Below are 11,611 nucleotides of genomic sequence, written 5' to 3'. Positions count from 1 at the left end.
CAATGCACTGCTCTCTTTTTGTAATCAGCATCTTCTATCCTAGCATCCAGGGCAAGCCCTGGGATAAGCAGAGTGCCAGTTTTGAAGGAGCGACAGCGACGCGCAAAACTGTGCGAATCGCTTATGTCGGACCGCTGACGTAAACGGGATATGTGACAGCAACATATGCATGCGTGCCGGTCCGACTGATAGGTGCGACGACCGCCAGCAGGAGACATATATAGTATGTATGCGTTCTTTTTTTGTATATGTGCAGCTTCCTATCCTTCCAGGTCCCTGGGATAAGCAGGGAACACCGTTTGAAGGAGCAAAGCGACGCACAAACGGTAGTGAGTCCCTTACTTCGAATCGGGACACATGAGATAGAAGCTGATAGGTTCATGCCGCAATGCCTGCCGATTCGAAGCCCTGATGGAGATACACTCGACAGATAGACAGCGACGCGCAAAACTGTGCGAATCGCTTATGTCGGACCGCTGACGTGAACGGGATATGTGACAGCAACGTATGTATGCATGCCGGTCCGACTGATAGGTGAGACGACCGCCAGCAGGAGACGTATATGTTTTGTATATAGCGGCTTCCCATCCGATGTCAAAGAGTTGCCTTAAGATCAGCATAAGCAGGAAACCCCATTTGAAGGAGCAAAGCGACGCGCAAACGGGAGTGAGTCCCTTACTTCGAATCAGGGAAAATGAGATGGAATACTGATAGGTCTATGTGGCAACAGCTGTCGATTCGAAGTCCTGATGGGGATATACTAAACAGATAGACACAACGCATAAAAGCGACGTATAGGTGAGGTGACTGCCAGCAGGCGACGCATGTAACATGTATGCGTTTTTTTGGCATGTGTGTATTTTTTCAGAATACATGATGACTTTTCCCGACATATGTTGCACCTTGCAAATGTATGATACAATGAGTTTAATTACTTGTGAATCTAACCGCCTATACAGAAAGAAGAGAAAGGATAGTATCTCCATGAAAGATAAACTCGTTATTGTCCGCGGCGGCGGCGACATTGCGACCGGAACGATACAGGCATTGCATCGGGCTGGATTTTCCCTCTTAGTGTTGGAAGTGGCCGACCCGTCGGCGATTCGGCGGCAAGTTGCCTTGTCGGAAGCCGTATATGATGAAACGGCGTCTGTCGAAGACCTTACGGCCCGGCTTTGCCGCAGCGGCAAGGCCATCGAGAAGGCCTGGAACAAGGGCGAGGTCCCGGTTATCATCGACCCTAAGGGCCGCTCTATTGCGGAGCTGCAGCCCTGGGCCGTTGTCGATGCTATTTTAGCAAAGCGGAATCTTGGTACGAATAAAGAAATGGCGCGCCATGTCGTCGCCCTGGGGCCAGGCTTTACGGCCGGCAGCGACGTGGACGCCGTTATTGAGACGATGAGAGGGCACGATTTAGGGCGCATCATATTGGAAGGACAAGCCAAAGCCAACACGGGTGTGCCAGGGCTGATCGGAGGCTATGGAAAAGAACGAGTGATCCACAGTCCGGCGGCAGGCCGCTTTTACGGTCTCGTACGCATCGGAAGCGTAGTTGAAAAAGGGCAGCCTCTGGGCGTTATTACGAAAGAGGCTCTGCCTGAGGGATATGTTCCAGGGCCCGACGACGGAGTACCTGTGCCGGCCTCTTTGACGGGATTGGTTCGCGGTTTGATTCGGGATTCTAATCCTGTCGTCGAAGGCTTTAAAATCGCCGATATCGACCCACGGCAGGAAGAAATGAAAAATTGCTTTACCATTTCCGACAAGGCCCGCTGCATTGGCGGCGCCGTCGTGACGGCCTTGCTGTGGTTGGAAGGGCGGAAATGTCAGGAGGCGGGATATGAGCTATAATCAAACCTCATCTTGCCGGCAGTATCCGTGCCTGCTGTATCGAAAGGGTTGCACCGAGGCGGCATCCATTATGATTTCCGATGAAGTCGCGTGGGATCTGTGGCTGAACGGCCGCTGTATACGCCATATGACGTCGTCGCCTCACGAGCTGGACGTATTAGCCATCGGCTATTGCATGCAGCAGGGCCTGATAGAAAACGGTCAGGCCGTTCGTGCCTGCTATGAAACTCGCGGTATATCCATTGCCGTCGTCGGCGTCAAACAGGCCTTGGCGAACAGCCGGAAAGCCATGACCGTTACGGCCGAGCAGTTATGCTCGTACGGCACGCTGCTGGACGAATTATCGGCGGCTCATCATATGACTCACGGCGTTCATGAAGGGGCTCTCGTGCAGGATGGAGTCGTCCTGGCCTATGCAGAAGACGTAAGCCGGTATAACGTGCTGGACCGTTTGGCCGGCGAAATATATCTCCGCAATATAGACACGTCGCAGGCCGTCTTGGTATTCAGCGGCCGCGTGCCGCAGCAGGTGGCGGAAAAGGCCAGCTTCCTCGGCGTATCGTGCATCGCCTCGCGGGCTATGGCGACGAGCGCCGGCATTGAAGCGGCGGAACGGCTGGGCCTTACGCTGGTCTGTGCCTTGCGGAGCGATTCGTTCCGCCTTTTTACTCATGAAGAACGCATTATCAAATCATACGACAAAGACCTATGCAGTCCTTGACAGCATGCATAGGTCTTATTTTGTATCTTTATATTCGCCGCAGCAGCAGGACGGGAACTTCCTCCCCCTCGGTCAGCGGCGGCGAGTGTTTGGGGCGCAGGGCCAAGGCGTTTGCCGCCTTTAGTCCCAGGAGCGCGCTGGACGTGACGACGTGGTTCGGCGTGAATACCGGCCGGCCTTGTGCAACGGAAAGGCGTCCCTGGATGAATCGGTCTACGGGATTTTCCTTCGTCAAATTTCCGTTCAGCCGGCAGGTGACGACGGGGAAATCGCCGTGCTCTTCGCCGCGGAGCTGCCGCAGCACCGGGACGGCCAGGAGGTGAAAGGCGTTGAATGCCGCCGAAGGATTTCCCGACAGTCCCAGGACAGGCACGGCGTTGCCGCCCTTCCGTTCGATGAGGCCGCCGTACGACGCCGAGCCGGGCCTCATGGCGATGCGCCGGTATAGCTCTCTGGCTCCCAGGTGATGAAAGAGCTGCGGCATGGTGTCGTACAATCCGACGGAAACGCCGCCTGTCGACAGGATCAGGTCGGCGTCGGCAGCCAGCTCCCGTACCTGCTCTATTTCTGACGCCAGCCTTTCCGGCGCGTCGCTGACATGGCAGAAGGCGACGCTGCGAATTCCTTCGTCGCGCAGCAGCTGCTGAAACAGATAAGCATTGGAGTTGTATATCTGGCCGTACTGCCGTTCTTCACCGGCCATGACGAGTTCCCGCCCCGACGTGACGAGGAGCACCCGGACGTCTTTGTACACGGGAATCGCCGTATTTCCCATGGCGACGGCGACCGATACGGCTCCGCTTGTCAGGTACGTTCCCTGGGATAGAAGCACCTCGCCGGACAGGCATTCCTCGCCGATGGGAATGATATTGTCTTCCGGCAGGGGAATGGTCGTCAATTCAATCCTCTTTCCCTGACGGCGGACGGCCTCCTGCATGACGACAGCCTGACAGCTGCGCGGCACGGCGCAGCCCGTCATGAGGCGCACGGCTTGTCCGGGAAGGACGGGCTCGTCATAGCGTTCGCCGGCGCCGATGGTGGCGACGACCTCGTAGGACTGCTCTTTTCCGTTCAGGCAGAGGGCGTACCCGTCGAAGGGCGATTTCCGATAGGGCGGATAGGGATGAGCTGCGCAGATATCGGCGGCGGCAATGCGGCCCCAGGCCTTATCGGGCGGGACGTATTCTATTGTATGCGTCGTATGAGCCAATATGCCGCGCCAGAGGGCGGCGGCTTCGGCCAGCGTGAGAGCGTTCATGACGATAATCTCCTGTCGCGTACATATCAGGTATTCTTTTTCTTTTTGCGGGGAGGCGGCGGCTCAAACAGAGAGAGAGCTTCCGTCGGGCAGGCGTCGATGCAGGCCGGCGTTCCCTGAATCGTATTGGCGCAGAGGTCGCATTTTAAGGCTACCAGGCGGAAAGACCGGCCCTGGGTGTTGCCGTGGACGATTCGGGTCATCGTAATGGCCCCGAACGGGCAGGCACGGGCGCATTTGCCGCAGCCCCGGCAGGCGTCTTCGTCGATGACGACAGTACGCTCGCCGAAAAAGATGCAGTTGAAGGGGCAGGCCGCCATGCATTGCGGATTGCCGCACTGCATGCAGTGTATGGGCTTGGTGACGTCGCTGGTGCGCATGATGCGGATGCGCGGCGTAAAATCATAGCTGTCCGGCTCCATGGAAAAGATGCGCTTGCCCGTATGGCTGACGACGCAGGCGGCCATGCAGGTATTGCAGCCAATGCACAGCTCCGGGTCGACTTTGACGTGTTTATACATGGTTTTCTCCTTTTACGGATACGCCCATGCGGGCGCGGATTTCTTCGTACCGCCGCTTGATGAACAGTTCGGCGCCTTTCTGGTTTTGGATTTTTTCGATGCGGCAGGCGCAGTACTTGAATTCAGGCGTGCGGCTTTTCGGGTCGAGGACCGACGTGGTCAGCTCGTTGCAGGCTCCGATCCACCATTGGTAGGTCATGTACGTCGAGCCGGGAGATACGCGGTCCGTCGGTAAGCAGCGGGTAATTGTATGGCCACGCGGCGAGACGACATTGACCAGTTCCCCTTCCGTAATGTCCAGGTTCCGGCAGTCCTCGGTGTTCATGGCGATGTAGCCCGGCTCGTCGGCCAGGCCGGCCAGGACGCGGCAGTTGCCGGTCATGGTGCGGACCGAATAATGTCCTACCTCGCGGACCGTAGCCAGCGAAAAGGGATATTCGGCGTTTTCCCGTTCGCGGACCGGCGTATAGGGATAGTAGTAGAAATGGCCTTTGTGGTCGGCCGTGGCGAAATGGCCGCCTTCATGGAGGATCGGCGTGCCCGTGTCGGACGGGTCTTCCGACGTACAGGGCCATTGGACGCCGTGGTTGGCGGCGATTTTTTCATAGGACGCGCCGGTAAATTTGGGACATAAGCGGCGCATTTCATCCCATATCTGCTCCGTGTCGGCGTAGTGCATGGGATAGCCCATAGCCGTTGCCAGGCGGCACGTAATGTCCCAGTCGGTCAGGCAGCCCTCTTGGGGCTCGACGAGCTTGCGGACACGCTGGAAGCGGCGGTCGCACGACGTGTATACCGCATCGTGTTCGCCCCAGGCCGTAGCCGGGAAGATGACGTCGGCGTATTCGCAGGTCTTGTTGAAGAAAATATCCTGCACGATGACGAAATCGATGTTGGATAAGGTTTCCCGGACCTCGGCCAAATTCGGGTCCGATTGGGCCGGGTCTTCGCCGATGATGTAGTAGGCGTGGATTTTTTTGGCCGGGTCCTTTTCTTCCAGTACGGCGTGAGGAACCTGGGTCAGCATCATGCCGGGCTTTGACGGCAGGGGACGGCCCCAGGCCTTTTCAAATTTCTGCCGTACCTGCGGATCGGTGACGGACTGATAGCCGGGATAATTGTTAGGCAGCAGGCCCATGTCGCACGTGCCCTGGACGTTGTTCTGGCCGCGGACGGGGCCGACGCCGGAGGCGCGGCGGCCGTAATTTCCCGTCATGAGGTTTAAATTCGAGCAGGCGATGACGCATTCTACGCCTTGGGAAAACTGCGTTACGCCCATGCCCCACAGGGTGATAGTGTGCTTAGACGAAGCGAATAAGCGGGCGGCGGCGCGGATGTCGCCGGCGGCCAGGCCCGTGGCGAGGGAAACCGCTTCGGGGGCGTATTTCTTCTGCGAAATTTCCGCCGCATATTCCTCGAAGCCCGTCGTGTGGGCCTTGATGAAATCGTGGTCTACCAGGTCCGACGTGACGATGACGTGGGCCATGGCGTTGAGAAACAGCATGTTGGTGCCGCCCTTGATGGGCAGGTAAATATCGGCGATGCGGGCCGTTTCCGTCTTGCGGGGGTCTACGCAGATGATCTTGCAGCCCTTCTTCTTGGCCCGTACGATGCGGCGGGCGACAATGGGATGGGACGCCGGCCCGTTGTAGCCGATGTTGAAGATGACTTCTGCATCTTCGATTTCGGGGATGTTGATAGACATCGCCCCTTCTCCTACGGACTCACCGAGCCCGGCAACAGACGGAGCGTGTCAAACGCGAGCGCAGTGGTCGACGTTGTTCGTGCCGACGACTGCGCGCATAAATTTCTGCATGATATAGGCCGCTTCGTTTCCCGGGCCGCGGGCCGAGCCGGCGCCCATGACTGTATCGGGGCCGTAGGCCTTGATGATGGCTTTGAGCCGTTCGGCGGCAAATTGGATGGCTTCGTCCCAGGACACTTCGACGAGGGGGGAATCCTTTCCAAACTTGCGGATCATAGGCTGGCGCAGGCGGCGGGTCAAAATCTGCGGGTCGTTGAGATAATCCCAGCCGTACAGGCCCTTCAGGCACAGGCGGCCTTCGTTGTTGACGCCGTCGGGAGAGCCCTTGGCTTCGACGACGCAGTTATGTTCCGTATCGACGGTGCAGTCGATGACGCAGCCTGCGCCGCAGTACGGGCAGACCGTAGTAATCGTTTTATAGGCTGACATAGGCAGTTCCTTTCTTACATAGTAATGCTTAATATATCTATTTTAGTATTCTCGGCGAGAATATGCAAATACTTTGTACAATAGCTCCTGTCAGGATGTCGTCAGGTACAAGATATAGTCGCAAAGGCAGTCGATGCGTTCCGGCGAGATATAGCGGAAGAACTCGTCGCCGCCGCAGCCGATGACAGCCGTCATGTTGTCGGGACGCATAGGCGGCGGCTCGGGGCCGGCGATGTAGATGATGGGAAAGGGGCCGTGGCTGCGGCTTTCGACGATGGCTATGTCGGCGGCCGTCTGCTGGGCCAGCCGAAGGAGGGCATCTTCCTTGCCTTCGCCGGCGGCGACGTCGTCAGGGCTGCAGAGCAGGGCTTGGACTGCGCCGGCTTGCAGGGCCCTGTCCGTGTCGGAGCCCCTTTTTTCACGGCAGCGGCGATGATGAGTGCTCTTGACGTAGGCGACGGCATAGCCGCGGCGCGTCAGCTCGGCAATGACCTGTACGGCAAGGCTCGTCTTGCCGTCTCCCGAGCGGGCGGCGGAGAGTGAGACGACGGGGACGGCGCGGCGGCGGTTGGCGTCGATGGCCAGGGCGTCCTTGTAAGCCGACGGCGTATTGACGTTTTCATATAGAATCGGCGCGCCTGCGTCGTCGAGGATGCGGACAGTCAATGCGTCGGCAATGGATAAGACGCGGCGTTTGCCAGCGTTCAGGGCTGCCTGCACGGCTTCGAGAGCCGCCTCTCGCCTGTACACGGCGGCCAGGGGCTGAGGCCGGCTTTTGGACATAGGCAGGAACAAATCGACTGGCGACATTTGGGCCAGTTCCGGCAGGAGCTGCTTCACAGGAGAGAAATCGTAAAAGGGAAGGTCGACGGACAAGACGAGGTAGTACGAGCAGGTACAGGCGCGGAAGGCCGCTTCCATGCCGCCGAGGGGGCCGCAATCTTGGCAGTCGTCGGCGACGACGCGGACGCGGGCGGCCAAATTCAGCGGAAGGGCCGAAAGGTCGGGAGGCCTGTTGGCCGAGACGACGATTTCATCAAAGTTGATGGCTTGGCTGCGCAGCAGCAAATCGGTCAGCAGCGTTGCGCCGCGCCACGGCAGAGAAGCCTTGTCGCGTCCCATGCGGGAACTGCGGCCGCCGGCTAAGATAATCAAGCCTAACGAAACAGTATGTACGATATTTGTCAATGCAGATTCCCCCTTTGCGTTCTCCATGTAGTATGTCTATGGTACCATAGGATGCGGGAAATGGGAAAGCGTGCAGATAGAATAGGATAACCGCATGGGTATGAGTAAAATGTTTCGAAAAAAATATTGCGTACACCCCTAAAGTCGTAGTAAAATCATGGTATATAGTGATAAAAGATATAGAATGGAGGTGCACTGAATATGAAACCTGTCCGGCTCAGTACGCAGGAAAACCGTAATTTATGTTGTGAAACCTACCCTAAGACTTTCATAACTAAATCAGTTACTGGGGGGGGGGTATGAATTTTATAAAGTAACTGCTTTAAATTTGCAGGAACGCAATGTCCTGCTTTTTAGAGAAATATATACTAGGCAGTGCGGCACCGTACTGTCTTTTTGTCGTGCCTTTTTCCAGACGATGCGATGGAATGCGTTGGACAGAGTATGAGTTTGGTAAATTGCATTATGTAATTTTGGGAAAAGGAAGCGATACTATGAATAAGAAACGATTGAGGAAACAGATTAGTTTAGCGTTGATGTTGTTTGGAATAATGCCTATGGCGGCAAGTGCTGAAGTAACTGCATATATTGATAATAATAAATTGATAGTTAATTCAGATGAGACCATAGCACATGATAAAAAATTTAATATAGACGGGAAGGACTATTACTTAAATGATTTTTCTGATGTTGAGCTCTATTTCTCAACAGATAAAGATGCTAATAGAGCTTTAGGTGTATATAGTGAAAGATTTGATTTAGAAGATACAAACATAAGTGTGTATGTGGATGGGAAAAGCAATGCTGATGGATTGCATTTATCAAATCATTATCCAAATTTTTATATTAAGAATTATACTGCAATAATAAATGCAGTAGGTTCTGATGCCATTAATTTAAGTCGGGATGTTACTACTGATGTAGACGTTATTATTAAAGAGAATTTAAAAGTTCATTTAAAAACTAATGGCAATGGTATTAGAGCTAATGCTTCTATAAATGGAGATATAGAGAATCCTAATGTTGCTTCAATTACTGTAAACGGAGATACAGATATACAACTTGATGGTGATGCTGGAAATTTATTGAGTGCGGCGCTATCTGGTAATTCTATTAATCCGACCGCTGTTTGGGCTGGTTCTGATGCTAATTCACTTACTGCTAAACAACAAGCAAAAGGTAAAGGTGAAGTGTTTTTGAATGGAAAAACAAAGATTGTACTTAATGGTAATGGAACCAATGGTTTGTTTGGCGGAGGAAAAGTTTATGGAATTTTAACAGGCAAAAATGGATATATAAATGTTAATGATTTGGATATAACGGCAAACGGAAATTATAACTACGGTATAGCTGCTACTGAAGTAAATATTTCATATAATAGTGATGACACCGTAAATAACTTTGGGAGTAAGATTGAACTTAATGGAGAAAAAAATGTAATTACGATGAATGGAAATAACAGCTATGCTATTTATGCTGAAGGTATTGATGCAAATGGAAACAGCAATTCTGTTAAATCTGGCGAAAATGGTATTGGATATATTAATTTTGAGGGCAATATTGAAGCCGAAAACGGCGGACTTATTGATTTGACTGTTCATGGATATGAAAATAATCAAAATATCCTTGTCGGGGATATTAAAGCTTATGGGACAGCAGAAAACACAGAGTCGATAGATCAGAAGACTGCTGTTCGGTTAAATGTTGAAGATTCGTTAAGGCATGTGGGCGATGCATTAGCCGCTGATGGCGGCACGGTAAACGTAACTCTCGGAAATGGCAGTGTTTGGATTGGACGTGCTGACGATTATCAGGATGCGGCCGATTCAACTTGGATAGATGAACATTTGGGACAGTTCGAATCCTCGTTTAGCGGAGATGTTCATAAGAATGGTACAGTTACCGTTGATATGGGAACTGGCTCTACATGGAAAGTCAAAGGGCAATCATGGATTACGGAATTAAAAGGAAATAATAGCGATATCGTATTAGATGGAGAAAATGGCGGTAGCTATGCCGTTCATATTGGAAAAATTGAAGGTAACAATAATTTTATAGTGACGTTGAAGCCTGATGATTTGGTAAACAGCGACATGATTTATGTAAAAGATGGAACTAACGCAACGCAGCACCTCACAATACAAAATAGTGAAGATGTACTAAAAATGGATGTTGGTGATAAAATTAGATTTGCTACCGTTGCGAATGCTGGTGGAGGATTTGATAAAGACGGAAATGTAAGCGGTGAGGTTTCAACATTTGGACGCAGTACGCGTATTAATGACAAAGGCATGTTTGATGTCGATTTTGATGTAGTATATGAAAGCTATGCGACGGATGAGCTTCAAGGAACAACAGTAGAAGATGAATATAATGGCGGTTCTGAGTTTTCCGACAGTACTGCTAAGCCGGGGACAGATTATACGGATGCAGAATATGGAACTGGAGAAAATCCTTATAATGTATATCTTGTCCGTGAAGGCGTAACGAAAGACAATGTTTCCGACGCCGGTAAGACAGTCATTGCCATGTCTAAGGTCAACTACTCCAACGCTATCTACATGGACCGCCTGAACAAGCGCATGGGCGAAGCGCGCTACATCGACGGCGATGAAGGGCTTTGGGTTCGTATGCGTCATGACCGCATCGGCAAGTCCGATGCCTTCCGCAGCATGAACACCATGATGGAACTGGGCTACGATACGCGGGTCAACGACCGCGAAGACGGCGAACACCGCCAGGGCGTGGCCATCGACTACATGCGCGGCACGGCGGACTACAAGAACGTAGCCGGTGAAGGCGACGTACGCCGCGGTGGTATCTGGTTCTACGATACGTGGCTGGGCAATAAGGGCCATTATACGGACTACGTATTGAAGTTCGGCAGATTGTCCAACGATTTCGAACTGTACACGAGAACCCTCGGCGAAAAAGTCACCGGCGATTACAGCAACTTCGTCTACTCGGCCAGCGCTGAATACGGCCGTAAGAAAGACCTGGGCAACAACTGGTACATCGAGCCTCAGGCTCAGATCCAGTACGCTCATGTTACCGACGCCGACTACACGACGAGCCAGGATACGCATGTCCAGCTCGACGCCATCGACAGCTTGATTGGCCGCGTCGGCTTCCGCCTCGGTAAGGACGTCGGCGAAAAGAGCACCTTCTACATCAAGGCCGACGTGCTCCATGAATTCCTTGGCGATCAGGATATCGAAGCCCGCGACGCCACGGGCCTCCTCAGCACGACCTACGAAAACGAAGGCACGTGGTACGACATCGGCCTCGGCTTCTCCCATCAGTTCAGCAAGGGCACCTATATGTACCTGGACATGGAAAAATCCATCGGCAACGACAATGAAGACACGTATCAGTTCAACTTCGGCATGAACTGGAAGGTCTAAGAAGCGGTGGAACGGGAAGCGAAATGCCCGGTCTGCGGCAAGGTCTTTACGGCGCACCGCGCGACGGAGCGGTACTGCAGCGCGGCCTGCCGGCGCTATGCCTACCGCCATCGGGACGAAGCCCCGCCGTCTCAGCGGGCTGGCAGCGGAAAGACGCTGCGCTCCTTTCGTTGCATCCGCTGCGGCAAGCTGGTCGTCGTGACGCAAGGGGCGGATAAGCGGAGAAAATTCTGCTCGCCCCACTGCGAGCGGCTGTACTGGAAGCATTCCAAAAACGTAGAGTCCCAGCCCGTACAGCATAGCTTCTATTGCCGGAACTGCGGCGTCCTCGTGGAAATACGGGACGCCAAGGACAGGCGGACGGCCTTCTGCAGTGCCGACTGCCGCAAGCAATGGTTTTCCATGAATCGGAAAGCCGTCGCGCATCACAGCATAAAAGGATAGCGCAGAGTGCAAAACGCTCGGACAAGTTGA

The 11,611-nt window shown here is 53.5% G+C and carries 8 protein-coding genes; 4 read left to right on the top strand and 4 right to left on the bottom strand.

Annotation, left to right across the window (positions count from 1 at the left end; all coding sequences use genetic code 11):
* The first annotated feature begins 984 nt into the window (after positions 1-984).
* Positions 985-1,851, top strand: a complete 867-nt coding sequence (gene yqeB, locus E0L13_RS02875) for a selenium-dependent molybdenum cofactor biosynthesis protein YqeB (protein WP_168060165.1) — start codon at positions 985-987, stop codon at positions 1,849-1,851.
* Positions 1,841-2,572, top strand: coding sequence for a formate dehydrogenase accessory sulfurtransferase FdhD (locus tag E0L13_RS02870; RefSeq protein ID WP_168060163.1), 732 nt, complete (start codon positions 1,841-1,843; stop codon positions 2,570-2,572). Before yqeB ends, E0L13_RS02870 begins: the two co-directional genes overlap by 11 nt.
* Before the next feature lie 28 nt (positions 2,573-2,600).
* Here the strand turns inward: E0L13_RS02870 and E0L13_RS02865 are convergent, their stop codons facing one another.
* From E0L13_RS02865 to E0L13_RS02850, 4 genes are all read right to left on the bottom strand, one after another.
* On the bottom strand, positions 2,601-3,830 hold the full coding sequence (locus E0L13_RS02865) for a molybdopterin molybdotransferase MoeA (RefSeq protein WP_168060161.1): 1,230 nt from the start codon (positions 3,828-3,830) through the stop codon (positions 2,601-2,603).
* Between the two features lie 26 nt (positions 3,831-3,856).
* Positions 3,857-4,351, bottom strand: coding sequence for a 4Fe-4S dicluster domain-containing protein (locus E0L13_RS02860; protein ID WP_168060159.1), 495 nt, complete (start codon positions 4,349-4,351; stop codon positions 3,857-3,859).
* Entirely contained in the window at positions 4,344-6,545 is a 2,202-nt protein-coding gene (gene fdhF, locus E0L13_RS11830; RefSeq protein WP_168060157.1) for a formate dehydrogenase subunit alpha, read from the bottom strand. The genes E0L13_RS02860 and fdhF overlap by 8 nt, the downstream gene beginning before the upstream one ends.
* A gap of 90 nt (positions 6,546-6,635) precedes the next feature.
* Positions 6,636-7,733 carry a molybdopterin-guanine dinucleotide biosynthesis protein MobB gene (locus E0L13_RS02850; protein ID WP_168060155.1) on the bottom strand — a complete coding sequence of 366 codons (1,098 nt, stop codon included), beginning with the start codon at positions 7,731-7,733 and terminating at the stop codon, positions 6,636-6,638.
* A 494-nt stretch (positions 7,734-8,227) separates the two neighbouring features.
* Here E0L13_RS02850 and E0L13_RS02845 point away from each other — a divergent pair, with 494 nt between their 5' ends.
* Positions 8,228-11,137, top strand: a complete 2,910-nt coding sequence (locus E0L13_RS02845) for an autotransporter outer membrane beta-barrel domain-containing protein (RefSeq protein ID WP_168060153.1) — start codon at positions 8,228-8,230, stop codon at positions 11,135-11,137.
* Positions 11,138-11,143: 6 nt separating this feature from the next.
* The gene (locus tag E0L13_RS02840; RefSeq protein ID WP_168060151.1) at positions 11,144-11,581 is read left to right on the top strand and encodes a hypothetical protein; all 438 of its coding nucleotides are present in this window, start codon (positions 11,144-11,146) and stop codon (positions 11,579-11,581) included.
* The last annotated feature ends 30 nt before the right edge of the window (positions 11,582-11,611 follow it).

The organism is Megasphaera sp. SW808, assembly GCF_012027795.1.
In the GTDB taxonomy this organism is placed as follows: Bacteria; Bacillota; Negativicutes; order Veillonellales; family Megasphaeraceae; genus Megasphaera; species Megasphaera stantonii.
This window is presented reverse-complemented; position numbering and strand designations above follow the sequence as displayed.